The organism is uncultured Devosia sp. (genome assembly GCF_964244875.1).
In the GTDB taxonomy this organism is placed as follows: domain Bacteria; phylum Pseudomonadota; class Alphaproteobacteria; order Rhizobiales; family Devosiaceae; genus Devosia.
This window is the reverse complement of the sequence record NZ_CAXTKA010000001.1, coordinates 372178-398965: the sequence shown is the minus strand read 5'-3', so window position 1 is coordinate 398965 and position 26788 is coordinate 372178. Positions and strand designations below refer to the sequence as shown.

Genomic DNA, 26788 nt, shown 5'->3' with positions numbered 1-26788 from the left:
TGTGAACCGAACGCTGCTTGCGCGAACACCAACCTTCCCTCAATTCTGCGCTATGCACCTGCCGTCTCCCGCCCCCATCGACGCGCCGGCCGTTCTCGCCTGGTATGATCGCCATGCCCGCGATCTGCCCTGGCGCATTCCGCCGGCCGACCGGGCTCGAGGCATTGCTCCCGATCCCTACCGGGTCTGGCTGTCCGAGGTCATGCTGCAGCAAACCACAGTGGCGGCGGTGCGCAAATACTTCGAGCGCTTTACGCTGCTGTGGCCCACCATCGCCGATCTCGCTGCCGCCCCGATTGAAGCCGTACTTGTCGAATGGGCCGGCCTTGGCTACTACGCCCGGGCGCGAAACCTGCATGCCTGTGCCGTCACGGTCGCTCGCGACCATGGCGGCGTCTTTCCCGGCACCGCGGCGGGTTTGCAATTCCTGCCCGGTGTCGGCGCCTATACCTCGGCCGCCATCGCCGCCATCTGCTTTGACGAGCCCGTCGCCGTGCTCGACGGCAATCTCGACCGGGTCCTGGCGCGCTATTATGCGCTCGATGTTCCCGTTCGCGATGCCAAGGATGAATTGCGCGCCGCCTTGCAAGCCGCGGTTCCCGCACGGGCTGGCGACTTCGCCCAGGCCATGATGGACCTCGGCGCCACCATCTGCGCCCCGCGCAATGCCCTGTGCATGCTCTGCCCACTTCAGCCCGGCTGCATCGCCACCAAGACCGGCGCGCCGACGCTTTACCCCATCAAACCCGAAAAAGCCGAGCGTCCGACCCGCAAGGGCCATGCCTATGTGATGACCGACGCGGACGGTGACGTGTACCTGCAGACCCGCCCCGGCACGGGGCTTCTGGCGCAGATGACGGAAGTGCCGGGTTCCGACTGGGCGGCCATGCTTCCGGCGCCGGACTATCCTGCGGCTGCCGACTGGCGCCATCGCGGACAGGTCATCCACGTGTTCACCCACTTCCGCCTGGAACTCGAAGTGTGGTCGGCAGTGGTCGATCCGACGCGATTGGATACGGGCTGGTGGTCCGATCCGAAAGGGCTCGAGGGCGAGGCGCTGCCGACGCTGTTTCGCAAGGTTCTGGCGGCGGCGGGGCTTGATTAGTCGTCACCGGATCGGTGGCAATCACAAACAAAAAGGCCACCGGGGCAAACCGGTGGCCGGAGGTAGGGCCTGAGTGATTGGAGGTCAGGATCAGGCAGAAATCAAATCAAGTCTTGCGCGAATGCCCGTACGCAGTTCATCGATAGGGGCCGTGCCCAACTCGGTGTCATGGTGCCAAAACGTCCACCCGTTGCATGCCTCGGAACCCTGGACCAGTGCACCCACCTTGTGGATGGAACCCTGGTGCGAACCCGAGACGAGTGAACCGTCTGCACGAACCATGGCGAAGTAACGCTTTGTTAAGTCGAAAAGTTGCGTACCCGGCTCGATTAATCCCTGCTCGATCAGCGAGCCGAACGGTATGCGCGCCTCCTTGCGCTTTGGCGTCACCGATTGCAGTGCCTCGAACACGCCGGGGCGAACAGCGGCGATTCGTTTCAATGCAGCGGCAACGTAAGTGTCCTCGCGTTCTATGCCGATAAAATGACGGCCCAGTTTGCGCGCGACGGCGCCCGTTGTGCCGGTGCCGAAGAACGGGTCGAGCACGATATCGCCGGGCTTGGTGGTGGCGTTCAAAATCCGGAACAGCAGCGCCTCGGGCTTTTGCGTCGGATGCACCTTGTCATCCGCATCGTCCTTGAGCCGCTCGGCGCCGGTGCAGATGGGAAACAGCCAGTCGCTGCGCATCTGCGTGTCGTCATTGGCCAGCTTCAAGGCCTCGTAATTGAAGGTGACACGGCTTTTCTGGCTCCGGGCGGCCCAGATCAGTGTCTCATGCGCATTGGTAAAGCGCGTACCGCGAAAATTGGGCATCGGATTGGCCTTGCGCCAGATGACGTCGTTGAGCATCCAGAAGTCGAGATCCTGCAACGCCGTGCCGACGCGGAAGATATTGTGATAGCTGCCGATCACCCAGAGCGCCCCATCGGGCTTGAGCACCCGCCGTGCCGCCGCGAGCCAGGCCCGGGTAAAACTGTCATAATGGGCAAAGCTGTCGAATTTGTCCCACGCATCATCGACCGCATCGACCCTGGATTGGTCGGGACGGGTCAGCCCTTGCTCCAATTGGAGATTGTAGGGCGGGTCTGCAAAGATAAGGTCAACCGAGCCGGCCGGCAGGGCATTCATGTGGTCGATGCAATCGCCCACCAGGATAGTATCGATCGGAAGCCGAACAGGCTCCTCCGCAGCGGCCGAAGGGGCCGTACGCGCGGTACGCAACATACACTTAACCCTAACAAGGACTAACCATCCCTTTGTAGGGCGTCAGGGTTAAAGCGCAATTAATGTAACGGGTTAGCAAGGCGTTAAAGGTGGGGTGAGTGGCGCGTAACCGCGCTAGGCCGAGGCACTGGCCAAGCGCCAGTTCGCCACTGGCGCGAACTCCGCCCGATGGTGCCGGCACGGACCGTGATCGGTCAGCGCCCGCAAATGCTGGGGCGTGCCATAGCCCTTGTGGGCGGAAAAGCCGAAATGGGGCGCGTCGCAGTCCATGATCGCGCACATTCTATCGCGCGTCACCTTGGCGACGATTGAGGCCGCGGCGACCGAAACGCTTCGCCCATCCCCGCCGATCAATGCAATGCCGTCGCAGGGCAGGGCCGGCGGAACATCGCGGCCGTCGATCAAAGCCCAATCGATGGCAACCGATAATCCGCATACCGCCTGGGCCATCGCCCATAGCGTCGCGCCGCGAATATTCCGGCTGAGGATGATGGACGGCGGCGCTACGACCACCGAAACGATGGCGCTGACCACGATCTGTTCGAACAGCGTCTCGCGTTGGGCTTCGCTGAGTTTCTTGGAATCATTGAGGCCGTCGGGAATATAGTTGGGGTCGAGCACCACCGCCGAGACCACCACCGGCCCGGCAAGCGGCCCGCGCCCGGCCTCGTCCACCCCGGCCACCAAACGTGCGCCACGCGCCTGCGCCGCCAACTCATGGCTGTAGTCCGGCGCTGCCTGCGGTATTGATTCGATAACCATGGCCGCAGCATCCGCGCTTGCGCCGCCGTGTCAACGCCAAGTGTGAACCGCACCGCATAAACGCCTGTGTTCAAGGCCTGTATTCGGCTCTCCAGCCTGCTATGATCGTGGCATGCCGGTGGGTAATCAGAGATCGATGATGCTTGCAAAACCGGTACCATGGCCAGCCCTGCCCGCAGGGTGGCGCAGTACTAGACCGGCTGCCGGTCTGCCCAATGGCGGTAAAAGCCCAGCAAGGTCGCCAGCATGTCAGGATTCTCGAGCGCCCAGGCGATCTCGACCAGATGCAGCACCCCGGTCAAAAGGTTGATCCGCTCGCGGTTCAGCGCTTTACCGGTCATTGCCTCGTATTCGCCAATGATCCTGGCCGTCAAGTCATGAGACACCAGGCTTGGATAGACAAATTCCTGCTGCAGCGGACCAAAGCCGGAATCGGCGAAATCGTAAATGCCGTTGAGCCGCCTGCGCTGGTGATCAAACGCCATGTTCCAGCCATGACCATCGAAAAATCCGTAGACCTCGCCAAGCGGGTCCGGTGGTAGCTCTTGCCAGGCGACCAGCGTGCGCTCGGCCAGGGCGCGATCCACGCCACTCAGTTGAGGCAGGGCGCGTTCGGCGACATAGTCCGGGTGGGGCCAGCCTTCGAGCGCCTTGGCGCCCGCGTCCGCCATCACCTGGCGCTCGAGCCTATGCAGTTGGGCAAAAAACTGTGCCATCGCCCGCGCCAGGTGTTGCCGGTCATCATCTGGCAGGCGCTCATAGTCGGCAGTCAGCAGATGCTCGCCCTTGAGCTTGCAATGTCGAGAGAACCGGCGCGGGGTCTCGAACACTTCCAGATCGGGCACCGGCGTGGCGATGACAGGGCGGATCGCGGCCAGCAGTCGCGCCTCCATAGCCAGCGCCCGCTCGGCGTCCGCGTTGCGCGGAAACTTGAAGATCAGCCTGTCATCGACATCGACCGCGACACTATCCCAGCCTTCCGACAACAGGCTGAAGCTGGAGCCGGCCAACTCGGGAAAGGTTGCAACAATGATCGGCGCAAGCTGGTCGAGCGACATGTCCGGGTCAACCATTGGCATTATACTCACTCCGTCAGGCAGTTGACTTTCCTCGCGGCGACGCTCAACTCATCACCGTTCATCAAGGTGGCAATCTCGTGCATCCAAGATCCGGCGCAGCCCTGCTTTTTGATATCGATGGTACGTTGGCCGATACCGATCCGCTACACCTCGAAGCGTTCAATCGCACTTTCGAGCCCTATGGCCATCATTTCGACAAGGCCCGCTTCGCGCTCGAACTGCAGGGCAAGGCCAATGAAGCCATCGCCCGCCGCTTCGTACCGGACCTGTCGCCAGAGCAGCAAATGGCGGTCATGGCGGGTAAGGAGCAATTGTTCCGCGACCTGGCCGGAACCGAAATCCATGCCGTGCCCGGCCTGTTCGAACTGCTCGATCTCGCTGATGCCAGCGGCCTGCCCATGGCGGCCGTCACCAACGCGCCACGGGCCAATGCCAGCCTGATCCTTGATGGCCTGTGCATCCGAGATCGCTTTCGCGCCTTGGTGATTGGTGACGAACTCGCCCATGGCAAGCCGCACCCATTGCCCTATCTGGAGGGCCTGCGCCTGCTCGGGGCTGACGCCGGTCTATCCGTAGCCTTTGAAGACTCCCGAACCGGCATTGCCTCGGCAACGGGGGCCGGCCTCAGGACCATCGGCATCAGGACCAGCCTGGCGCATCCCGACATGATCGCCGCCGGCGCCTCCATGTCCGCCGATCGCTATGATGACGAGGCCTTGTTGCGCTTCATCGCCGCTATCGTCGAACGCCTCGAGGTCGTGGCCAGTAGCTGATTGTGCCCTAGAACAGGCTCATCTGCCGGTCCTCTCCCTTGGGTGGCTCGAACAGATCGGTGCGGATCGCCGGCAGCTTTTCGTCCAGCCCATAGCGCTTGCGCGCTTTTTCGAAACGCTGCTGCAGCAGCGCCGCATAAGGACCTTCCCCGGTCATGCGGCTGCCAAAGCGCGGATCGTTGTCATGGCCGCCGCGCGTGTCGCGCACCAGCGACAGGACGTGGCGCACCCGGTCCGGAAAATGGCGCAGCAGCCATTCGCGGAAAATATCGCGCACTTCCCCGGGCAGGCGCAGCAGCACCATGCCGGCGCCCTTGGCGCCCTGCGCTGCCGCCGCGTCCAGGATGCGCTCGAGTTCCATGTCGTTGATCGCCGGGATCATCGGCGCCGCCAGCACCGATACCGGCACGCCCGCTTCGCTTAGCAGCCGGATCGCTTCCAGCCGCCGCGCCGGCGAGGACGCGCGCGGCTCCATCTTGCGGCTCAGCTTGTGATCCATCGAGGTCATCGAAATACCCACCTTGACCAGCCGCAACTTGGCCATTTCGGTCAGCAAGTCGAGATCGCGCACGATCAGCGCCGACTTGGTGACGATGCTGACCGGGTGCCTGGTTTCCAGCATGACTTCGAGAATGCCGCGTGTCAGCTTGTGCTTACGCTCGGCCAACTGGTAGGGGTCGGTATTGGTGCCCATGGCAATGCGCTTGACCTTGTAGCTTTTGGCTCCAAGTTCCGCCCGCAGCGTTTCCACCGCATTGGTCTTGACATAAATATCGCGCTCGAACTCGATCCCCGCCGAATGGCCCAGATAGGCGTGCGTCGGCCGCGCAAAGCAGTACGAACACCCATGCTCGCAGCCACGATAGGCATTGATCGAGCGATCAAAACCCAGATCGGGGCTATCATTGGAGGTGATGATGGTCTTGGCCCGCTCCATATGTTCGACGGTTTCGAAAACGGGCAACGGCTCGACACTGCTCCAGCCATCGTCGAACCCTTCGCGGACCTGCTTTTCGAAACGCCCGCTGCGATTGGACTGCGCGCCCCGTCCGCGATTGCGGCTCGGATCGACCAGTTCCCGCCGTGCCAGATCAGCGTCGCGGCTGCGGCTGAGCTTTTCCAACGCTTCGAAAGAGGGCGCCTGGTAAAGGGCCATGCTCATCTCCTACAGGGCGCCCGGCAGTCGAATCATGGCTGCCGGCCCGGGCTGACAGATAGCAGCGTCATAGGAACATAACAAGAACATACCGTATGTCGCGCGCGTTAGGCGGCATGAGGATGGCTCTCGTGCATCCTCGTGGATGGACACGGAAACGCTCTTGGACTAGACATGCTGCCCCGTCCAGGCGGCTCGCCGGGCACCTTAAATTCGAGCGTTCGCCTTTGTCGGACTTTGCGCCCCCGCTGAATATGTCGTCTGGTCGTCTTGTGCCGCCATGCTGACATTGGTTGTCGTATAATTATTGCAAGGTGTTGTCGAAGCCTGCCGGGGTCGCTCGTCGCTGCGGCAGTACAGATTGGATCGAAGGAAAATCCCATGGCCACCGATAGTATTGCCGATTTCGACGCCGCACGCTCGCCAACAGAGGGCCTCGAAGACCATAGCGCCCGCAACCGCCTGGTGATCGGCCTGCTGCTGGTGTCGGCCTTCGTCGTCATCCTCAACGAGACCATCATGGGCGTGGCCTTGCCCCATTTGATGACGGATCTGGAGATCACCGCCAGCGCTGCGCAGTGGCTGACCACGGCGTTCATGCTCACCATGGCCGTGGTGATCCCGATCACCGGCTTCCTCCTGCAGCGTCTCAATACACGGCCGGTTTTCATTCTGGCCATGTCGCTGTTTTCCGCCGGCACCTTGATTTCGGCCCTGGCGCCGGGCTTTGCCGTGCTGGTCATCGGCCGCATCGTTCAGGCTTCGGGCACCGCCATCATGATGCCGCTGCTGATGACCACGGTGATGAACCTGGTGCCGCCTGAGTCGCGCGGCAAGACCATGGGCAATATCTCGATCGTCATCTCGGTGGCGCCCGCCATTGGACCGACCATTTCCGGGCTGATCCTGTCGGTGCTCGACTGGCGCTGGATGTTCATCCTGGTGCTGCCGATCGCCCTGGCTGCGCTGGCTCTTGGCGCCTCGCGGATCAAGAATGTCACCACGCCCACCAATGCGCCGATCGATCTGGTATCGATCCCGCTGTCGGCTATCGGCTTTGGCGGGTTCGTCTATGGCCTGAGCGGGCTGGGCGAAGCGGCGCTGCATCCGCCCGTCGTCTCGCCCTGGATTCCCCTGCTGGTCGGGGCTGCGGTCATCGCCCTGTTCGTGTTGCGCCAGGTGCAGTTGCAAAAGCAGGACCGCGCTTTGCTCGATCTGCGCACCTTGACCAACAAAACCTTCACCATCGCCACCGCCATGATGGCCATCTTGATGATGTCGATGTTCGGCGCCTTTATCCTTTTGCCGATCTATCTGCAAAACGTTCTGGGCCTGACCACCTTGCAAACCGGCTTGCTTCTGCTGCCTGGCGGCCTGATCATGGGGCTTTGCGCACCCAAGGTGGGCAGCCTGTTCGATAAGATCGGGCCGGCGCCCCTCGTCATTCCAGGCGCGCTTCTGCTGAGCGTGGCACTATGGGGCCTGACGCTTGTGCAGCAGGATACCTCGTTCTGGGCTGTGCTCGGCGCCCATCTGGTGCTCAGCGTCGGCCTGGCGCTGATGTTCACGCCACTCTTTACGGTCAGCCTTGGCGCGCTGCCGCCCAATCTTTATTCGCACGGCAGCGCCATGATCGGCACGACCCAGCAGGTTGCCGGTGCAGCGGGCACGGCCCTGTTCGTCGCCATCATGACCTTGCAAGCGGCAGGATTGGCCGCGGGCGGCGCCGAAGCGCTGGCTGCGACCACGGGCGGCATCAAGGCGGCTTTCCTCTGCGGCGCCATCATTTCGCTGCTTGCCGTGGTTGCGGCCTTCTTTATCCGCAAGCCCGTAGGTGGCCAGCCAGGCATGAGCCACGGCCACTGACGAGAAGGCATAACAATCCCGGTCGCCTCTGGCGGCTGGGGCTTATCGGTATTTGCAAGATATTTGCCCGGCCTGATGCGTCCGCCGGACGAACGGCTTTAGCGGAAGCGGTAAGTCAGACGGCCCTTGGTCAAATCATAGGGCGTCATTTCGCACAGCACCTTGTCGCCGGCAAGCACCCGGATGCGGTTCTTGCGCAGCTTGCCGGCGGTGTGGGCGATGATCACATGATCATTCTCCAATTTGACCCGGAAGGTCGCATTGGGCAGCAATTCGGTCACCACGCCCGGAAATTCGAGCACGTCTTCTTTTGCCATAAAGGCTCCTGAGCAGCCCCGGAACGGGCCGGAGAATGTCGGCGGTCTGGTCCGGGTATGTGGGGATCATCGCCATCAAGACAACCGGGTTGCCCCAGAGGCTCGACCGGCAGGATGGTCGGATGCCTTGATATAGTGCATTACACATGATTTGTGAATACGCGCTTGTGAGCGACGCACCAGATAACCCTGACATGCAGCGCCAGCGTGACCAGAGCTACCGCTCGTCCAGCCGCGGCATCAGTTCCACGAAATTGCACGGCTTGTGCCGATAATCCAGTTGATGCGTCAAGATCCCTTCCCAAGCGTCGCGGCAGGCGCCCCGCGAGCCGGGTAGGCAGAACACGAATGTCGTCCCGATCAGCCCGGCAGTCGCCCGCGATTGAATCGAGCTCGTACCCACCGTGGTTGCCGAATACTGGTGGAACAGCACCGAGAAGCCCTCCATCCGCTTGTCGAACAGCGGCTCGATTGCTTCAGGAGTCACGTCGCGGCCCGAAAAACCGGTGCCGCCGGTAGTCAGGATCACATCGATATCGCTATTGGCGACCAGCGGCTGCACGGCCGCGCGGATCAACTGGATATCATCGCGTACCACGAGCCGCTCGGCGCAGCGGTGCCCGTCGGCCTCCAGCAGCGATCGGAGCAGGGCGCCGCCTGTATCCGTCTCAAGCGTGCGCGTGTCCGAAACGGCGACGACGGCAATCGACAGAGGGACGAAATTGCGGTCCTCAAACCGGGCTGACTTGAACATCGCTTCTTTCTGCTTCCGTGCTGTCCGCGTCGTTGAGCGGAAGATCGTCGCTATCGGCGCGCGGATCGAGCGCCACCGATTCGGGGGTGACCTGCTTGTCATTACCCATTGGCTGGAACGGGGCGCGATCCGCCGTCACCGGAGCATTGCGCACCCGCATGCGCAGCGCGGCTGTCACCGCCAGCGCCCCATGGAAGGCGGCAGTCACGATAAACAGCCCGACCGGCGCGAAATTGCTCATGATCACCGAGGCTACCGCCGGCCCGATCGCTAGGCCCACCCCCAGGATCAGCAGCATGCCGCCGGCGATCTTGGCAAATTCTCCGTCCTTGGCGAAGTCATTGGCATGCGCCACCGCCACCGCATAAATCGGATTGGCCGCAAAGCCGTACAACGCGAACAGCACATACATCATCCACCCGCCGGCCGGATTGATGATCACGGTAAGTGCCCCCACCACGCAGGCCGTGCCGGACAATCCGATCAGCACCAGCCGCCGATCCACCCGATCGCTCAACCGCCCGAACGGAATCTGCGCAATCGCGCCCAATATGGCCGCCAGCGCGAACAAGAACGCAATGCCGCTGGCATCCAGCCCCTGCTCATAGCCATAGACCGGCGCCAGCGTACCGAACGAACCATTGGCCATGCCCACTGAAAACGCCGCGATCGCCGCAACCGGGGAGGTCTTGTACAACAGCCGCACGTCGAGCTTGGCCGAGGCCAGCGGGCGCGGCTGCGGGCTTGAGGTCAAAGCGGTCGGCAGCACCGCGCAGATGAAGCTGATGGCGCCCAGAACGAAGGGGACGTAGCCTGCAGTGCCGGTCAGCGACATGGCGATCTGCCCCAGCGTCGAGCAGGCCATGTTGATGGTGACATAAATGGAAAACACCGTGCCGCGGTTCTTGTTGTCGGCCACCTCGTTGAGCCAGCTTTCCACGATCATCGCCGCGCCGGCGAAGCAGAATCCCGACAGCGCCCGCAACACGATCCAGCTCCAGTCGTGGATCATCATCAAGTTGAGCAGGATGGTGACGGTGCCGATCGCCGCCATCACTGAAAACGCGCGGATATGGCCCACCTTGCGCACCACCAGCGGCACGGTGATCGAGCCGGTGACGAACCCCACCGACCAGCCGGTGCCGATCAGGCCCAGCGACAGCAGCGAAAATCCCTCCTGCGCGCCACGCACCGACAGCAGCAATCCCTGCAGCCCGCCTCCGAACATCAACAGGGCGGAGCCCAAAAACAGGGCATAGATCTTGATGACGGAGTTCATGGGCGCTTCCGGCTGGGACGTGGTCTGCGGTTTCGCATCACGCCGCGGTGACAATACCCCGATGTCACGGTTTCGCACGGCAAAAGTACGGCGGCGTACAATTTTGTTTGGCCCTGGATGACAATGCGCGGCATCGCATTTTCGGCGGCGCAGAGCGCGGCTTCAGCTTATGCCCAGCGTGTCGATTCGCTGTTTCAGGCTCAGCATGTCGCGCCACGCCTGCTGCTTGGCAGCCGGGTTGCGCAGCAGATAGGCCGGATGCAGCGTCGGCAGGGCCTCGACGCCATGATTGCCCATTTGCACCGTGCTCCAGCGTCCGCGCATCTTGAGAATGCCGGTGCTGGTGGAAAACACCGTCTGCATCGCCGGCCCGCCCAACGTCAGGATGACCTTGGGCGCGACCAGCTCCACTTGCCGGTGTAGAAACGGCAGGCAGATTGCCAGCTCTTCGGGTGTCGGCGTACGATTGCCCGGCGGCCGCCACGGCACGGTATTGGCGATATACACCTTGGTGCGATCCAGCCCGATCGCCGCCAGCATCCGGTCCAGCAACTGCCCCGATTTGCCCACGAACGGCTTGCCCTGGCGATCCTCCTCGGCGCCTGGCGCTTCCCCGATCAGCATGATCTGCGCCTCGGGATTGCCGTCGGCGAAGCACAGCTGGGTCGCGCGCAGCTTCAACCCGCATCCATCGTAAGCGCCGACGATGGCTTCCAGCTCGGCAAGGCTCTGCGCCCCGGCCGCCAGGGCACGCGCCGCTGCCGGATCGACCAGGAATGCCGATGGCAATGCTAGGGGTGCCCCATGAGGGGCCGGTGCCGCGTCTTGCGCTTGTACCGCAGCAACGGGACGTACCGGCGCGCGCTGGGCAAAACGGTTGACCGGCTCTTCCCCGACCGCCAGATCGACGCCGGCAGCCCGATACCATTCGAGCACCGACACCATTTCGGCGGTATTGAACGGTCGATCTTGAGCCATGCGTCGTGTTATGTCACAGCACTTGGTGCGCGGCCAGATGCGGCAGGCCACCACCACAGCACATTGTGACCGGTCTTGCGGTCCTCGTGCTTGCGTCATGGTCGCAAAATCGACACTGTTTGCGCCAAAACCGGCCTGGAGCGGCCAACGGAGAACTGAGCCTCGTGACCAAGCTTTTCAACCGTATCGTGCGTCCTGCTGTCCTGGCCCTCGTCCTGGGCAGCCTGGTTGCTCCAGTCATGGCGCAGCCCAAGCTGCCCAAGGCCGCCATGGACATGCTGTCCATGCTCAGCCCCAGCGTGACCGGCAGCTACCTGGCCGGCCGGCAGGCCCTGGAAGAATTGCGCACCGAGGAGGCGGCCCGCTATTTCATGGAGGCGGCGCAGGCCGATTGGGGCAACCCGCTCCTGGTCGAGCGCGCTTTCGTGGCCTTTGCCGCCGATGGCCAGATCGGGCAGGCCGCATCCACAGCCAAGCACCTGCTCGAGCTTGATCCGGACAATGAGCTTGCCAAGCTGGTCGTTGCCACCGAGGCGCTCAAGGAGCGCCGTTATCCAGCGGCCGAAGCCCAGCTTTCGAGCGCCGGCCAGGACAGTTTCACCGCCATCACCGCGGGCATCCTGCGGGCCTGGGCCCTGGTGGGCGAAAACAAGCCGCAAGATGCCGAAAAACTTCTCGATGCGCTGGGGCAGGGGGGTCTTGAGGACTTCCTGCTGTTCCATCGCGCCTTGATGGCCGAGGCTGCCGGCGATACCGACAACGCTATCAAGCTGGCTGGGCAGGCCTTTGATGCCGAGCCCAACGTGGCCCGCGTCGTCGAGGTCTATGCGCGCATCCTGGCCAATGCCGGCGAGTTCGACCAGGCCAAGGCCGCCATCGCCCAGTTCGAGAACCAGGGCTTGAGCCATCCCGTCGTCACCATCGTCAAGAACATGATCGATGCCGGCCAGCGTCCGGGCGTGTTCGCGTCCAACGTGCAGGTCGGCGCTGCCGAAATGTTCCATGGCATTGGCGTTGCCCTGTCGCGCGATGGCAGCATGGACCTGTCCATCGTGTTCCTGCGCCTGGGCCTCTATCTCGATCCATCCGCCGACGTCATCTCGCTGGCGCTCGGGCAATTGCTCGATCAGGCCGGCCAGAACAAGGCCGCCAACGTCATTTACGACGGCGTGCCCGCTACCTCGCCGATGAAGCCGACCGCCGTGGTGCGGATCGCGCAAAATCTGGATACCCTGGGCGACCGCCCCGAAGCGCTGCGGCGCCTGGGCAATATCGTCGCCACGCGTCCGGACGATCTTGATGCCGTCTCGGTCTTGGGCGACCTGCTGCGCTATGACGAACAATTCAGCCAGGCCGCTGATGCCTACACCAAGGCGCTGGCGATCAGCGGCGGCGAAAGCCCGTCCGATTGGCGGTTTTACTATGTGCGCGGCATCGCCTATGAGCGGGCCAAGCAATGGCCCAAGGCCGAAGCCGACCTGCTCAAGGCGCTCGATCTGAACCCCGACCAGCCGCAAGTGCTCAACTATCTGGGCTATAGCTGGATCGACCAGGACATGAATTACGATCAGGCCCTGGGCATGATCGAGAAGGCCGTCGCCGCCGTGCCGCAGGATGGCTACATCGTGGATTCACTTGGCTGGGCGTTCTACAAGCTCGGTCGGGTCGATGAGGCGGTGAACACGCTCGAACAGGCGGTGCAATTGCTGCCCAACGACCCCGAGATCAACGATCATCTGGGCGACGCCTATTGGAAGGCCGGCCGCGAGCTGGAGGCCAAGTTTCAGTGGCGCATTGCTGCTTCGGTCGATACCGTCGGCAATGTCAAGGATCGCACGGTGCCCAAATTGGCCAATGGCCTGACCGCGTCCGCCGCTACGCCGTAGCGTTCCCCTCGTGGCGGAACACTTTGTCCAGGCGGCCCCCGCCAAGGTCAATCTTGCGCTGCATGTTACGCGGCGGCGCGAGGACGGCTATCATGACCTCGAAAGCCTGGTTGTCTTTGCTGAGGTGGCCGACGAGATCGAAGCCATCCCGGCCCGCGCCGACAGCCTCGTCATCACCGGCCCGTTCGCCAAGACCCTGGTCAACAGCGACAATTTGGTGACCCGCGCCGTTGCCGCCTTCCGCGCCCAATGGCCGGGCGCAGTCGAGCCGGCGCTGGCCATGACCTTGCGCAAGAACCTGCCGGTGGCGGCTGGAATCGGCGGCGGCTCCGCCGACGCGGCAGCGGCGCTGCGGCTGATGGCCGGCCTTTCCGGCCAGCCGATTGCCTTGCCTGAACTGTCCGCCCTGGCGCTTCGGCTCGGCGCCGATGTGCCATCCTGCCTGCTTTCGGTGCCGCTCGTGGCGCGCGGAGTCGGCGAGATCGTCTCGCCGCTACGCCAGTTCCCCTCGCTCCACATCGTGCTGGTCAATCCGCTGGTGCCGGTCGCCACCGCCGATATCTTCCGGCGCCTGCGGGCCCATGACAATTATCCCCTGCCGGCCTTGCCCATGCCGCTCACCCGCCCGGCCCAGCTCGGCATCTGGCTGGCCGAAACCCGTAACGACCTACAGCCTCCCGCCGTCAAGCTCGTCCCGGTTATCGGCGATCTGATCGAGTTGATGGGAGAAACCCAAGGCTGCATGCTCGCCCGCATGTCGGGCTCCGGCGCCACCGTCTTCGGCCTTTTCGGCGCCAGCGCCCAGGCACACCAGGCCGCGCACGAACTGCGTCGCGCTCATCCCGAATACTGGGTCGCCGCGGCGCCCTTGATCGTGCCGTAAAGCCTCAATACCCTCGCCGCACGCTGAATTCGACCACGTCGACCAGCAGCGTCTTCATCGCCGACCCGGGCAATCCAGCCAGCGCATCCACTGCTGCCTGCGCATGCGCCTCGGCCTGTTCCACCGTACGGCCCAACGTATCGTAGCGCTCCATGATCGCCACGACGTCGTTCACCTGTTCGGCGCTGGCCTCGGCATCGCCCAGCGCGTCCGAGATCAGCGCCTGCTCTGCAGACGTGCTTTCGGCCAGCGCCAGGATCACCGGCAGCGTCATCTTGCCTTCGCGCAGATCGTCGCCGGTGTTCTTGCCCATGACGCCGCTTTCGCCGCGATAGTCCAGCACATCGTCGACCAGTTGGAAGGCGTTGCCCAGTTCCAGGCCATAGGCCTTGAGCGCCCCACGTCCGGCATCATCGGCGCCGCCGGCCATGGCGCCCACCTCGCAGGCCGCCTCGAACAGTGTCGCGGTCTTGGCCCGGATCACGTCGGCATAATCCTGCGGCGTCGTCGCCAGGTCGCCCGTCTTGGCCAGCTGAAACACTTCGCCCTCGGCCATCGCCGCCGCCGCCGCCGCCAGGACGCCCAGCGCCGCGATATCCCTGGTTTCCACCATCATCATGAAGGCCTGCCCGAGCAGGAAATCCCCGACCAGCACGCTGGCCTGGTTGCCCCAGATCATCCGTGCCGCAGGCTTGCCCCGGCGCATGTCGCTTTCATCCACCACGTCGTCATGCAGCAAGGTGGCATTGTGCATGAACTCGACCGCAGCCGCGAACTTGATGGCGCTGCCCATCCCGGCCCCAAACAGGGCCGCTGCCGCCACGGTCAGCATCGGGCGCAACCTTTTGCCGCCGCTATCGATCAGATAGCGCGCCAGCTCGGGCACCATCTCCACATGGGAATCGGCGCGTTCGAGAATCAGCGCATTGACCTTGGCCATGTCCTGGCCCGTCGCCAGCAGCAGGCGTTCGATCGCATTGGCGCTGGGGGCCTGGGTTGTTTGCGTCAGCATTGACACCGGCACATCATCCTTGTTTGGCCGCAACGGCAATTCTGGTTGAGCGCGCCAGGCCCAGGCATGTAAACTAGCGCCGAACCGGCCATTCGGATGCGATGTCCCTAGACCAGGCAAATGCCTTTGTAAAACACCAAACGCCGACGCGCGACGCCTTTTTAGGCGGCAGGATCACTGTGTCGCAGCCGCGCCACGGCTTTCGCGCCGGGCTCGATAGCGTGCTTCTTGGCGCAGCAGTATCGCCTGCGGCCACCGCGCTGCTCGACCTGGGTTGCGGCGTTGGCACTGCGGGGCTTGTGGCTTTGACGCACAACCCGAACCTGGCCGCAACGCTGCTTGACCAGAATGCCGACATGCTGGCCCTGGCGCAGCGCAACGCCCATGACAATGGCTTTGCCGACCGCGTCACGCTGATCCCGGCCGACGTGGCGGGGAAGGGCGCCGACCGCCGCGCTGCCGGTCTGCGCGACAATGCCTATTCGTCGGTCATCGCCAATCCTCCGTTTTTCGACAGTTCCGGCGGCACTCCGGCGCAGCAAGCCACCCGTGCCGACGCCCGCCACATGCGCGCCGAACACCTTGATCTCTGGGTCAAGACCGCGGCCGGCGCGGCTGCCGCAGGTGGCGAAATCATCTTCATTTATCCCGCCGCTTCGCTCGTGCCGCTGCTGGCAGCATTCGCGGCGCGCTTTGGCGCCATGATGGTGCTGCCGCTGGTTCCGCGGGACGGCGAGCCGGCCAGTCGCGTGCTGGTTCGCGCTATCAAGGGATCGCGTGCGCCGCTGACGCTGCTGGCGTCCCGGCCTTTACATGAGCCCGAAGGGCGCGCCTTTACCGCGCAATTCGACGCGATCTTGCGCGGCACCGCGCGGCTCGACTGGTAATTGCCGCCAATGAACCTTAGATCTGCCGGCAAACAACGGGATTGAGCATGGCGCAGACACCGGCACGATTTGGACATTGGCTCAGGCGCCTGCTCGGGCGCAACAGGACGATCATTCCCGTTATCCGCTTGCAGGGCGTCATCGCCGCCGACCAGCGCCAAGGCCGGCTCAACATCGCCAATGTGGCGCCGCTGCTCAAGCGCGCTTTCGCCATCAAGTCCGCGCCCGCCATTGCCATTATCGTCAATTCCCCCGGCGGCTCCCCCGTTCAGTCGCGCCTGATTTCCAAGCGCATCCGCGACCTGGCGGACGAGCACGGCAAGCCGGTGCTGGTGTTCGTCGAGGATGCTGCCGCCTCGGGCGGCTATTTCATTGCCGTGGCGGGCGACGAAATTTTTGCCGACCCATCCTCCATCGTCGGCTCGATCGGCGTCATCATGGCCGGCTTTGGGTTCGTCGAAGCCCTGGGCAGGCTCGGCATCGAGCGTCGTGTCCACACCGCCGGCCGCAACAAGTCCACGCTCGATCCCTTCCTGCCCGAAAAATCCGAAGATGTGGATCGCATCAAGACCTTCGAGCTTGATATCCACCAGGTGTTCATCGATCACGTCAAGGCGCGCCGCGGCACCAGGCTGAAGGGCGCCGACGATACCTTGTTCACCGGCGAATGGTGGACCGCCACGCGCGGTCTTGACCTCGGCCTGATCGATGCCATCGGCGATTTGCACGCGGTCCTGCGTGACCGTTACGGCACCGACATCGAACTCCGGCCGATTGCGCCCAAGCGCGGCTTGATCAATTTTCCCCGTTTCGGCTTTTCCGCGCAAAGCCTGGTGGGCGATGTGTCGGCCGGCATCGAGGATCGTGCCCTCTGGGCCCGGTTTGGCCTTTAGATGACCGCGATTTTTATCCGCATTGCGCTTTATGTCGGCATCGCCCTGATCATCTACCTGGGCGTTCGCAAGATCTGGCGCGACTGGACCGGCACGTTCAAGCAGCAAGACGCCGAAGCCAACCGCATCCGCCGCGAGCGCGACCTGCGCGAACGCGCCCAACCCGGCGTGATCGACCTCAAGCGCGACAAGGACGGCACCTTCCGGCCGGGGGACAAGCCTTGAGGGCCGCAATCACAATGCTGATTGACCGGCCCCAGCCGCCCAACTAGGTTCCGCCCGACATTCAGCCGGACCCTGACTTATGACCGATCGCCCATCTCACATGGACCCCAGGAACTCGTTCCAGGGCCTGATCCTGACCCTGCAACAGTTCTGGGCGGAACAGGGCTGCGTAATTCTGCAACCCTATGACATGCCGATGGGTGCCGGTACGTCCCACACCGCGACGGTGCTGCGGGCACTGGGGCCAAAACCCTGGAACGCCGCCTATGTGCAGCCATCGCGCCGGCCCAAGGACGGGCGTTACGGCGAAAATCCCAATCGCCTGCAGCATTATTATCAGTTCCAGGTCATTCTCAAGCCATCCCCCGATGACCTGCAGGAGCTGTATCTTAAATCGCTCTATGCCATCGGCATCGATCCGGGTCTGCACGATCTGCGCTTCGTCGAGGACGATTGGGAAAACCCCACGCTCGGCGCCTGGGGGCTGGGCTGGGAGGTGTGGTGCGACGGCATGGAAGTCAGCCAGTTCACCTATTTCCAGCAGGTGGCCGGCTTCGAATGCCATCCGGTTTCGGGCGAATTGACCTATGGGCTCGAACGCCTCGCCTGCTATCTGCAGAATGTCGACTCCATCATGGAGCTGAACTTCAATGGCGGCAGCGGCGACGCCAAGGTCACCTATGCCGATGTGTTTCTGCAGAACGAGCAGGAATCGAGCAAATATAACTTCGAAGCCGCCGACACCGACATGCTGTTCCGCCACTTCGCCGATGCCGAAACCGAGTGCCGCGCGGTCCTCGCCAGGGGCGCCGAAGCCAATCGGCAGACCATGGCCATTCCCGCCTATGAACAGGTTCTGCGCGCCGCCCACAATTTCAACCTGCTCGATGCCCGTGGCGTCATCTCGGTGACCGAACGGCAAAGCTACATCCTGCGCATCCGCGAACTCGCCAAAAGCTGCGGCGCTGCCTGGCTGCAAACGGCCGGTGGCGGCGCGGAGTAGACGCTTGTCCGTTTTCCGTCCATGACAACAATAGGCACAGAGTTGCCTCCCGCCCGCGCAGGGCAGAGCTATCGTAGGCGATAATCCTGGATGAAGGGGATGGTGGCAGATCGGGCCTCGCCCACGCCCACCAAATTCCATTGCCTTCCGTCCTCTGGCAATGCCAATGTCGCGCTGGGGCAGGGGTGCGCGGGCGCCCCCTTTTGGAGGCATTCATGGCCATCTGGATCATTCTCGGCGTCGTCGTCATCGTCGCTGTCTACGCCGTCACCATCTACAACAGCCTGGTGAAAAACCGGCAGATGGTGGAGGAGGGCTGGTCGGGCATCGATGTGCAGCTCAAGCGCCGTACCGACCTGATCCCCAATCTGATGGAAGCGGTCAAGGGCTATATGGGCCATGAGCGCGAGACGCTGGAAGCGGTGACCAATGCCCGCGTCAGCGCTCAGGGTGCGTCCAATGGCACCCCGGCCGAACGTGCCGCGGCCGAAGGGGCCCTGTCGGGTGCGCTGGGCCGGCTCTTTGCCGTCGCCGAGGCCTATCCCGACCTCAAGGCGAGCGCCAATTTCATGGAGTTCCAGCAGGCGCTGCAGACCACCGAGGACGAAATCCAGATGGCGCGCCGCTATTACAACGGCGCCGTGCGCAATCTGAATACCACGGTGGAATCCTTCCCCTCCAACCTGATCGCCAACAACTTCAAGTTCGAGAAGGCCGAATATTTCGAGCTGGAGAACCCCGCCGATCGTGCCGTGCCCACGGTCAAGTTCTGACCTCATGGGCATGCTGTCCCGGCTGCTCGCCGCGCTGGTCGTCGCGCTGGCGCTCGTCCTTCCGGCCGCGGCGCGCGAGGAAATCCGCGCCTTCTCGGCCAATGTGGTACTCGCTACCAACGGCGCCGTCGCCGTCACCGAAACCATCGACGTGCAGGCCGAGGGCAACGAAATCCGCCGCGGCATCTATCGCGATATCCCCGTGACCCTGCTCGGCCCCGAAGGCGGCAAGATCCGTCCCGGTTTCGAGGTCCTGACCGTCACCCGTGACGGCGCGCCCGAGACCTTCCGGGTCGAGCGCATGGGCGACTTCCAGCGCATCTGGATCGGTGATCCCGATGTGTTGCTGCGCAATGGCAAGCATCGCTACATCATTGACTACACCATGACCCGCATGGCCCGCACCTTCGCGGACCATGACGAACTGTTCTGGAACGCTACCGGCAATTACTGGATTTTTCCGATCGCCAGTTCCGTCGCCACGGTCACGCTGCCCAAAGGCGCGGTGATGTCCAGCCTGGTCGGCTATACCGGCCGCCCCGGCTCCACCGAGCAGGCGGTGACCATCACCCGCACTTCGGACAATACCGCGATCTTTCGCACCAATCGCCAGCTCGAGCCCGAAGAAGGCATGAGCTTTGCCGTCGCATTCCAGAAGGGCATCCTGACCCTGCCCACCGGGTTCGACGCCTGGCTGCAATGGCTGTCGGACCTGCGCGAAGTCATCTTTCCCGTGCTGGCGGCCCTCCTGGTGCTGGCCTACAATTTCATCGCCTGGTTCCGCGTCGGCCGCGATCCGGCAAAAGGCATCATCATTCCCCTGTTTTACCCGCCCAAGGATTTCTCGCCGGGCCTGACGCACTATGTCCACAACTGGGGCTTCGAGAACTCCGGCTGGACCGCCTTTACCGCCACGATTTTCGAGCTTGGCGTCAAGGGTCTCCTTACCATCGATAATTCCGGCGACGATCTGCGCGTGACCGTGACCGGCAAACAGCCCGAAACGCCGCTGCCGGCGGGCGAAAAACTGGTCTTCAACTATTTCAACGGCAAGGGCGCTCTCACCGTCGACAAGTCCAACGGCCTCGATCTGCAAAAGAAACGCGGCCAGTTCGTCGCCGCCATCGAAAATGAAAACCGCTCCACCTGGTTCAATAGCAATCTGGGCTATTCGATCATCGGCTATGTGCTGGCTTTGGCCCTCTTGGGTGCGCTGGTGCTGTCAGACATCCTCGATCCGGTCTGGCTGGTCGGCTCGGTCATCATCGGGGTCGTCCTCGGGCTGTTTAGCACCTCGGTCGGCTCGGTCTGGAAGGGCGGGCTCTGGCGCAATCTGGTCACCGCCGTCTGGGTCATCATCGTCGGCTTCAATATCTTCGGCTTTGCGCTCGATACCCTGACCCACATAACGGTCAATACGGCCGCCATCGCCGCCATCTCCATCGTTCTGGTCACGGTGATCTTCGCCGTCCTGATGCGCGCCCCCACCATCCAGGGCCGCAAGATCATGGACCAGATCGACGGCTTCAAGCTCTATCTGAACACCGCCGAAAAGGAGCGCCTCAACATCACCGGCGCCCCGCCCATGACCATAACCCGCTTCGAGCGCATCCTGCCCTTCGCCATCGCCTTGGGCCTCGAAAAGCCCTGGAGCGAGCATTTCGAGGGCGAACTGGCGCGCAACGCCGTCAGCGACGTGACCGGGTCCGGCTATGCCCCGCTCTGGTATGGCGGCAGCCATTTTGGCTCGGGCAGCGGCAACATTGCGGGCAACATGACCAATGCCGTCAGCGCCGCCGCCGCCAGCATGACCGCCGCCATGGTCGCCGCACAACCAGTGCAAGCGTCATCGTCCGGCTTTTCCGGCGGCGGTGGCGGCGGCTCGTCCGGCGGTGGCGGCGGTGGTGGCGGCGGAGGTGGGTGGTGACTGAGGAGTACGGCGTGCTTGACAAGCATTCACGCCACTCCGTGCTGCGCGAAGTCATTCTTGAACACCTGCTGATCGGTGCCTTGCTGCGCGCGTTGTGGCAACGGGATGTGTTCGACGCGGAGGTTCTCCGTTCCGAGTTCGATGCTGGTGGCTATGACATCGTCGTTTCACGCGGCGTTCTCACGCGACACATCCAGCTCAAGGCCACGATCCTTGGCGGCAAGCGCACTGAGGTTGGTATCAATCTCGGACTGACCGGCAAACCCAGCGGCTGCATCGTGTGGATGTTCGTGACCGACGATCTTCGGTTTGACCACTTCTTCTGGTTCGGCGATGCGCCAGGCCAGCCGCTGCCCGATACCATCGATGGCAGGGTCGTCCGCCACACCAAAGGTGACGGCTTGGGAAATAAACTTGAGCGGCCCAATCTGCGGGAAGTTCGCAAATCGGCGTTCGAACACCTCGCTACGATCGAAGACCTGCTTGATGTCCTGCTCGGCGAACTGGCGCACTGAACGGGCGCAGCGGGCGCTGGTTGCACATGGACATCCGCGTCCCCCCAAGCTAACAAACCGGCGCCTCTAACGTCTGGTGCGCCATGCCCGAATTGCTGCTCGAACTGTTTTCCGAGGAAATCCCCGCCCGCTTGCAGCGCCGCGCGGCGGACGATTTGAAGAAAGCCGTGACCAATGCCATGGTCGATGCCGGACTGGTCTATGAGGGCGCGCGCGCCTTCGTCACGCCGCGCCGCCTGGCGCTGACCGTCACCGGGCTGCCGGCCCGCTCGCCCGATACGCGCGAAGACAAGAAAGGCCCCAAGCTCGGGGCGCCCCAGCCAGCTATCGATGGCTTCCTGCGCGCGGCAGGCCTGAATTCCATCGATCAGGCCAGTGTCGAAAGCGATCCAAAAAAAGGCGACTTTTATGTTGCCCGGATCGACCGGCCTGGGGCGGACGCCACCGCCTTGCTTTCGGCTATCCTGCCAAAAATTCTTGCCGATTTCCCGTGGGCCAAATCCATGCGTTGGGGCCGCGGGAGCTTTGCCTGGGTCCGTCCGTTGCGGGCGATCACCGCGACCTTCGGCACCGAAAACGAGGAGCCGGCGGTTATCGCGTTCACGTCCAACGACTTGGTCTCGGGCCAGACCACGTTCGGCCACCGCTTTCTCGCCCCCGAGCCCATTCGCGTCCGCCGCTTCGACGATTACGTCACCGCGCTGGAGCGCGCCAAGGTCGTGCTCGACATCGACCGCCGTAAGGACATCATCAAGACCGATGCCGATCACCTGGCCTTCGCCCAGGGTCTGGGCGTCATTGCCGATGAAGGCCTGCTCGAGGAAGTCGCTGGCCTGGTCGAATGGCCGGTCGTCATGATGGGCGCCTTCGATCCCGCGTTTCTGAAACTCCCCGAAGAAGTCATTATCGCCACGATCCGCGCCAACCAGAAATGCTTTTGCTTGCGCGACGCATCAGGCAAACTGGCACCCAATTTCATCATTACCGCCAATACGGTTGCAAGCGATGGCGGCGCGGTGATTACCGCCGGCAATGAACGCGTCATTCGTGCCCGCCTCAGCGACGCGGCGTTTTTCTACCAGGGCGATCTGGCCATTCCGCTCGAACACGGCCTGCCCAAGCTCGAGGATACCGTGTTCCACGCCAAGCTGGGCACCCAGTTCGCGCGCGTCGAGCGGATCGTCAAGCTGGCCGGCGACATCGCTCCCTTGGTCGGTGCCGATGTTGCACGCGTCCAGCGCGCCGCCATGTTGGCCAAGGCCGACCTGGTGACCAACATGGTCGGCGAGTTTCCCGAATTGCAGGGTCTGATGGGCCGCTACTATGCCGCCGCCCAGGGCGAGCCTGCCGATATCGCCAATGCCATCGAGCAGCACTACAAGCCGCTTGGCCCCACCGACCAGGTGCCCACCGATCCCGTTGCTATCGCTGTGGCTCTGGCCGACAAGCTCGACCTGCTCGCCGGTTTTTGGACTATCGACGAAAAGCCCACGGGCTCCCGCGATCCCTTTGCCTTGCGCCGTGCGGCTTTGGGCGTGATCCGTATCATCGCCGAAAATGCTCTGCGCGTGCCGCTCAAGGTCGAACCGGACCTGTTGGCGTTCTTCCACGACCGCCTCAAGGGGACGCTGCGTGATGCCGGCGCCCGCCACGATCTGGTCGATGCCACCATTGCAGCCGATAGCAACGATATTCTTGAGATCATTCGCCGTGTCGAAGCGCTTTCGGCCCTGCTGTCGTCCGAGGATGGCGTCAACCTGCTCGCCGGCTATCGCCGCGCCGCCAATATCCTGGCTGCCGAAGAAAAAAAGTTCAACCTCGTTTACAACGGCACCGTCGACCAGGACTTGCTGCGGCTCCCGCAGGAAACCGACCTGGCCTTCGTCGTCGACGCGGTCCATGCTGCGGTATCAAGCCATGTCGCCGCCAACGACTACAAAGGCGCCATTGCCGAACTGGCCACCCTGCGCGGTCCGGTGGATGCCTTCTTCACCGCCGTCCTGGTCAATGACGAAGACTCAAAAATTCGCGTCAACCGCCTCAACCTGCTCGGCCGCCTACGCGACACCATGCACCTGGTCGCCGATTTTTCGAAGGTCGCCGGCTAAGACTATTGCGGCAACGCGCAAAGCAGGCTGCCCATGTTGGTGGTGAAAATGAATGACGCTTCGCCGCGCTCGTCGGTGGTAAAGCTGCCGGCAAGCCCGATATCGGCCAGCGGGCCGCTGACAGCGTTCACGCTATTGCCCGAGGACGCCACCTGGCCGCTGCCACCCAGCGTCACGCTGCTGTCGAACTGATAGTCGCCTGCAACCTGCAAGCTCAGTACGCCGAACGCAGTGCCGTTCATGTCGACGCACTGATAGACACCCGGTGGCGGGAACTGTGCCAGGGCGGGCAGTGTGACGGCGATGCTAAAGGCTGTGGCGAGCAGAACTTTCTTCATGGCTGCAACGTTGCGCCCGGGATGGGCTGATGCCAAATCACAGTGCCGCTATCAAGGATCGACCATGAGTATCGGACTTCTCGCTTTGCTCGACGACGTTGCCGGCCTTGTCAAGGTCGCCGCGGCCTCTCTGGATGACATCGCCGGCCAAGCCGCCAAGGCAGGCGTCAAGGCCGCGGGCGCCGTGATCGATGATGCCGCTGTCACCCCGAACTATGTGCACGGCTTCGAGGCGGACCGGGAACTGCCCATCGTCGGCAAGATCGCCTGGGGATCGATCAAGAACAAGCTACTCTTTCTTCTGCCGGCCGCGCTGGTCCTGAGCTTTTTTGCGCCTTGGCTCATCAGCCCGCTGCTGATGATCGGCGGCGCCTATCTGTGCTACGAGGGTGCCGAAAAGGTGTTTCATGCGCTGGCCCCGCACAATGCCGAGGCGCACGAGGCCGGGCTTGAGCCGGCCGCGATTGACCCCAAGACGCTCGAAGATCAAAAAGTGGCTGGCGCCGTCAAAACCGATTTCATCCTCTCGGCCGAGATCATGACCATCATTCTGGCCGCCATCGAGGTTCCCGACTTCTGGGCCCGTACCGCCATTTTGGCGATTGCAGGCATTGGCATCACCATCGCGGTTTACGGTGCCGTGGCGCTGATCGTCAAAGCCGACGACTTCGGCGTTTGGACCGCAACCCACGCGCGCACGGGCTTTGGACGCGCGACCGGCCGCGGCATCGTGCGGTTCATGCCGATATTCATGCAGGTCCTGAGCGTGATCGGCACCGCGGCCATGACCTGGGTCGGCGGCAGCATCGTCGCCCATGGCCTGATCCAGTTCGGCATCGAAGGCCCCGAACATGTCATCGAGGCAGCCGCCCACTGGGCCGAGCAGGCGCTGCCCGCCATTGCCGCATTGGCCGGCTGGCTTGCCACAGCCGTGGTCGATTTCTTTTTTGGCCTGTTCCTGGGGGCTTTGCTGATCCCGGTCGCGAGCTATGTCGTGTCGCCGACGTGGAAGGCGATAAAGGGTCTGCTGCCGAAACGGGCCTGAGGCGCCTTCCCTCTCCCCGAGGGCGGGGAAACGGCTAGACCGGCGGCATCAAGGCGTCGCGGCGCTTGGGCTTGAAGGGCGCCATGCCTTCATTGGCCAACTGGTCGGCGCGCTCGTTCAAATCATGGCCGGCATGGCCCTTGACCCAGCGCCAGGTAATGGTGTGCCGCTGGCTTGCTGCATCCAACGCCTGCCAGAGTTCCAGGTTCTTGACCGGCTTTTTGTCGGCAGTCTGCCAGCCGTTTTTTTTCCAGCCGTGGATCCAGCTCTGGACGCCGTTCTTGACGTATTGACTGTCGGTATGCAGCTCCACGGTGCAGGCCCGCGTCAGCGCATTGAGGGCCTCGATCGCCGCCGTCAGCTCCATCTTGTTGTTGGTGGTGAGCGGCGCCCCGCCGCTCAATTCGCGTCGCTTGTCGCCATATTGCAGGATGGCGCCCCAGCCGCCTGGGCCCGGATTGCCCGAGCAGGCCCCGTCGGTATGAATAATGACGGCCTCGCTCACGGACGGCCTTTGTGCAAGATGTGAAACTGGCATTGCTGGTCGTCAATCACATCGACATGGGTCTTGCTCATGCCGATCCGCGCCAGCACGGCAAGGGACGCCGTGTTGCGCACATCGGCGAAGCCGAGGAAATAGGTACGGTCGGTTTCCCGGAAAATCCAGTCGCGCAAGCCGCTCGCGGCCTCGGTTGCATAGCCCTGGCCGTGATAATCCTGCAGCAGCGCATAGCCGATTTCCGGCTCCTGCTGGTCCCCGAACAGACCGAACCCCGCCCGGCCGATAAAAGCGCCGTCGCTCTTGCGCACCAGACGCAGCTTGCCCATCCGGTGCTGCACGAAATTGTCGTGCCACAGCGACAGCCGGGCTGCGGCTTTCTCCCGGCTCCAGGGTTTCCCCTCTGCATCCAGGTAGCGCGCCACCATGGGGTCGCCATGCAGCCGCACCAGATCCTCGATCTGCTCTTGCGTCCAGCCGCTCAGCACAAGCCGCTCGGTTTCCAGAACCCGCAGATCGCTCATCGCGCCACCGCCGCCTCGATCGTGCGCAACTCGCGTGGAATGTTGAAGGCGATATTTTCACGCGCCGTCACCCGTGCAGTCACCTTGATGTCATAGCGCTGGGCAAATGCCTCGATCACCTCGTCCACCAGTTTTTCGGGGGCCGACGCCCCGGCCGAAACGCCCAAGGTCCTGATACCCTCAAGCCGGCTCCAGTCGATTTCGGTGGCCCGGTCCACCAGCATCGATATCCTGCAACCCGCCCGCTCCGCCACTTCCACCAGCCGCAAAGAATTGGACGAATTGGACGATCCAACCACGATCATCGCATCGACTTCCGGCGCCACCGCCTTGATCGCCTCCTGCCGGTTGGTGGTCGCGTAACAGATGTCTTCCTTGTGCGGCCCGTTGATCGCGGGAAAACGCTGCTGCAATGCCGATACGATCTCGCGCGTATCGTCCACCGACAGCGTCGTCTGCGTCACGAAGGCCAGCGTTTGCGGGTTGCGCGGCTCGAACCGCGCCACGTCCGCCACCGTTTCGATCAACGTGATCGCATCGGGCGGCAGTTGTCCCATCGTGCCCACGACTTCAGGGTGCCCCTTGTGCCCGATCAGCACGATTTCGTGCCCCTCGGCATGGTGGCGCTGCGCCTCCACGTGAACCTTGCTCACCAGCGGGCAAGTGGCGTCGAGAAAGAACATGTTGCGGTTGCGCGCATCGGCCGGCACGCTCTTGGGTACGCCGTGGGCTGAAAACACCACGGGCGCTCCGGTGTCGGGAATTTCATCGAGCTCTTCGACAAACACCGCGCCCTTGTCGCGCAGTCCATCCACGACATATTTGTTGTGCACGATGGCGTGGCGCACATAAACCGGCGCGCCATATTTTTCCAGCGCCAGTTCCACGATCTGGATAGCCCGGTCGACCCCGGCGCAAAAGCCGCGCGGGGCACACAGCAGGATGTCGAGTTGTGGCCGCTTTTCCATTCCAGA

Annotated in this window: 27 protein-coding genes; 14 read left to right on the top strand and 13 right to left on the bottom strand. The window is 63.2% G+C overall.

Annotated features, from left to right (window positions below; genetic code table 11):
- Positions 1–52 precede the first annotated feature (52 nt).
- Entirely contained in the window at positions 53–1105 is a 1053-nt protein-coding gene (locus tag ACFE8X_RS01905) for an A/G-specific adenine glycosylase (RefSeq protein ID WP_375449739.1), read from the top strand.
- A gap of 90 nt (positions 1106–1195) precedes the next feature.
- Here the strand turns inward: ACFE8X_RS01905 and ACFE8X_RS01900 are convergent, their stop codons facing one another.
- The 3 genes from ACFE8X_RS01900 to ACFE8X_RS01890 all read right to left on the bottom strand — a co-directional run bounded on the left by ACFE8X_RS01900 (position 1196) and on the right by ACFE8X_RS01890 (position 4170).
- A complete protein-coding gene (locus ACFE8X_RS01900) occupies positions 1196–2329 on the bottom strand; it encodes a site-specific DNA-methyltransferase (protein WP_375449738.1) in 1134 nt (377 codons plus the stop codon).
- Between the two features lie 114 nt (positions 2330–2443).
- Positions 2444–3091 (bottom strand): ribonuclease HII, encoded by a 648-nt coding sequence (locus tag ACFE8X_RS01895; RefSeq protein WP_375449737.1) that lies wholly within the window; start codon positions 3089–3091, stop codon positions 2444–2446.
- A gap of 191 nt (positions 3092–3282) precedes the next feature.
- The gene (locus ACFE8X_RS01890; RefSeq protein WP_375449736.1) at positions 3283–4170 is read right to left on the bottom strand and encodes a phosphotransferase family protein; all 888 of its coding nucleotides are present in this window, start codon (positions 4168–4170) and stop codon (positions 3283–3285) included.
- Between the two features lie 77 nt (positions 4171–4247).
- Here ACFE8X_RS01890 and ACFE8X_RS01885 point away from each other — a divergent pair, with 77 nt between their 5' ends.
- Positions 4248–4943, top strand: coding sequence for an HAD family hydrolase (locus ACFE8X_RS01885; protein ID WP_375449735.1), 696 nt, complete (start codon positions 4248–4250; stop codon positions 4941–4943).
- 7 nt (positions 4944–4950) lie between these two features.
- On the opposite strand, the gene ACFE8X_RS01880 is transcribed toward ACFE8X_RS01885, so the two are convergent.
- A complete protein-coding gene (locus tag ACFE8X_RS01880) occupies positions 4951–6099 on the bottom strand; it encodes a PA0069 family radical SAM protein (protein WP_375449734.1) in 1149 nt (382 codons plus the stop codon).
- Positions 6100–6480: 381 nt separating this feature from the next.
- Between ACFE8X_RS01880 and ACFE8X_RS01875 the strand changes: the two genes are divergently transcribed.
- Positions 6481–7965 (top strand): DHA2 family efflux MFS transporter permease subunit, encoded by a 1485-nt coding sequence (locus ACFE8X_RS01875; RefSeq protein ID WP_375449733.1) that lies wholly within the window; start codon positions 6481–6483, stop codon positions 7963–7965.
- Between the two features lie 98 nt (positions 7966–8063).
- Here the strand turns inward: ACFE8X_RS01875 and infA are convergent, their stop codons facing one another.
- The 4 genes from infA to ACFE8X_RS01855 all read right to left on the bottom strand — a co-directional run bounded on the left by infA (position 8064) and on the right by ACFE8X_RS01855 (position 11293).
- Positions 8064–8282 (bottom strand): translation initiation factor IF-1, encoded by a 219-nt coding sequence (gene infA, locus ACFE8X_RS01870; protein ID WP_299729566.1) that lies wholly within the window; start codon positions 8280–8282, stop codon positions 8064–8066.
- A 217-nt stretch (positions 8283–8499) separates the two neighbouring features.
- On the bottom strand, positions 8500–9036 hold the full coding sequence (gene moaB / locus ACFE8X_RS01865; protein ID WP_375449732.1) for a molybdenum cofactor biosynthesis protein B: 537 nt from the start codon (positions 9034–9036) through the stop codon (positions 8500–8502).
- Complete coding sequence (locus ACFE8X_RS01860; RefSeq protein WP_375449731.1) at positions 9014–10315, bottom strand: MFS transporter; 1302 nt, start codon at positions 10313–10315, stop codon at positions 9014–9016. Before ACFE8X_RS01860 ends, moaB begins: the two co-directional genes overlap by 23 nt.
- Before the next feature lie 162 nt (positions 10316–10477).
- Entirely contained in the window at positions 10478–11293 is an 816-nt protein-coding gene (locus tag ACFE8X_RS01855; protein WP_375449730.1) for a uracil-DNA glycosylase, read from the bottom strand.
- A 164-nt stretch (positions 11294–11457) separates the two neighbouring features.
- On the opposite strand from ACFE8X_RS01855, the gene ACFE8X_RS01850 reads away from it, so the two are divergent.
- Positions 11458–13179 (top strand): tetratricopeptide repeat protein, encoded by a 1722-nt coding sequence (locus ACFE8X_RS01850; RefSeq protein WP_375449729.1) that lies wholly within the window; start codon positions 11458–11460, stop codon positions 13177–13179.
- A 10-nt stretch (positions 13180–13189) separates the two neighbouring features.
- Positions 13190–14062 carry a 4-(cytidine 5'-diphospho)-2-C-methyl-D-erythritol kinase gene (locus ACFE8X_RS01845; RefSeq protein ID WP_375449728.1) on the top strand — a complete coding sequence of 291 codons (873 nt, stop codon included), beginning with the start codon at positions 13190–13192 and terminating at the stop codon, positions 14060–14062.
- Between the two features lie 4 nt (positions 14063–14066).
- Here the strand turns inward: ACFE8X_RS01845 and ACFE8X_RS01840 are convergent, their stop codons facing one another.
- Positions 14067–15074, bottom strand: coding sequence for a polyprenyl synthetase family protein (locus tag ACFE8X_RS01840; protein WP_375449727.1), 1008 nt, complete (start codon positions 15072–15074; stop codon positions 14067–14069).
- Between the two features lie 179 nt (positions 15075–15253).
- Between ACFE8X_RS01840 and ACFE8X_RS01835 the strand changes: the two genes are divergently transcribed.
- From ACFE8X_RS01835 to glyS, 8 genes are all read left to right on the top strand, one after another.
- Positions 15254–15961 (top strand): tRNA1(Val) (adenine(37)-N6)-methyltransferase, encoded by a 708-nt coding sequence (locus ACFE8X_RS01835; protein WP_375449726.1) that lies wholly within the window; start codon positions 15254–15256, stop codon positions 15959–15961.
- A 47-nt stretch (positions 15962–16008) separates the two neighbouring features.
- Positions 16009–16854, top strand: coding sequence for a S49 family peptidase (locus ACFE8X_RS01830; RefSeq protein ID WP_375449725.1), 846 nt, complete (start codon positions 16009–16011; stop codon positions 16852–16854).
- Positions 16855–17079 (top strand): hypothetical protein, encoded by a 225-nt coding sequence (locus tag ACFE8X_RS01825; protein ID WP_375449724.1) that lies wholly within the window; start codon positions 16855–16857, stop codon positions 17077–17079.
- A gap of 79 nt (positions 17080–17158) precedes the next feature.
- On the top strand, positions 17159–18082 hold the full coding sequence (locus tag ACFE8X_RS01820; RefSeq protein ID WP_375449723.1) for a glycine--tRNA ligase subunit alpha: 924 nt from the start codon (positions 17159–17161) through the stop codon (positions 18080–18082).
- Between the two features lie 221 nt (positions 18083–18303).
- On the top strand, positions 18304–18855 hold the full coding sequence (locus ACFE8X_RS01815) for a LemA family protein (protein ID WP_375449863.1): 552 nt from the start codon (positions 18304–18306) through the stop codon (positions 18853–18855).
- Positions 18856–18859: 4 nt separating this feature from the next.
- Positions 18860–20782, top strand: a complete 1923-nt coding sequence (locus ACFE8X_RS01810) for a DUF2207 domain-containing protein (protein WP_375449722.1) — start codon at positions 18860–18862, stop codon at positions 20780–20782.
- Between the two features lie 14 nt (positions 20783–20796).
- Complete coding sequence (locus ACFE8X_RS01805; RefSeq protein WP_375449721.1) at positions 20797–21300, top strand: hypothetical protein; 504 nt, start codon at positions 20797–20799, stop codon at positions 21298–21300.
- Positions 21301–21383: 83 nt separating this feature from the next.
- A complete protein-coding gene (gene glyS / locus ACFE8X_RS01800; RefSeq protein ID WP_375449720.1) occupies positions 21384–23408 on the top strand; it encodes a glycine--tRNA ligase subunit beta in 2025 nt (674 codons plus the stop codon).
- Between the two features lie 2 nt (positions 23409–23410).
- On the opposite strand, the gene ACFE8X_RS01795 is transcribed toward glyS, so the two are convergent.
- On the bottom strand, positions 23411–23746 hold the full coding sequence (locus tag ACFE8X_RS01795) for a hypothetical protein (protein ID WP_375449719.1): 336 nt from the start codon (positions 23744–23746) through the stop codon (positions 23411–23413).
- Positions 23747–23810: 64 nt separating this feature from the next.
- On the opposite strand from ACFE8X_RS01795, the gene ACFE8X_RS01790 reads away from it, so the two are divergent.
- Positions 23811–24791, top strand: coding sequence for a DUF808 domain-containing protein (locus ACFE8X_RS01790; RefSeq protein WP_375449718.1), 981 nt, complete (start codon positions 23811–23813; stop codon positions 24789–24791).
- Positions 24792–24825: 34 nt separating this feature from the next.
- Here ACFE8X_RS01790 and rnhA read toward each other — a convergent pair whose 3' ends face one another.
- From rnhA to ispH, 3 genes are read right to left on the bottom strand one after another with little or no spacing between them, the layout of a single operon-like run.
- On the bottom strand, positions 24826–25329 hold the full coding sequence (gene rnhA / locus ACFE8X_RS01785; protein ID WP_375449717.1) for a ribonuclease HI: 504 nt from the start codon (positions 25327–25329) through the stop codon (positions 24826–24828).
- Entirely contained in the window at positions 25293–25814 is a 522-nt protein-coding gene (locus ACFE8X_RS01780) for a GNAT family N-acetyltransferase (RefSeq protein WP_375449716.1), read from the bottom strand. The genes rnhA and ACFE8X_RS01780 overlap by 37 nt, the downstream gene beginning before the upstream one ends.
- Positions 25811–26782, bottom strand: coding sequence for a 4-hydroxy-3-methylbut-2-enyl diphosphate reductase (gene ispH, locus ACFE8X_RS01775; protein ID WP_375449715.1), 972 nt, complete (start codon positions 26780–26782; stop codon positions 25811–25813). The genes ACFE8X_RS01780 and ispH overlap by 4 nt, the downstream gene beginning before the upstream one ends.
- Positions 26783–26788 lie beyond the last annotated feature (6 nt).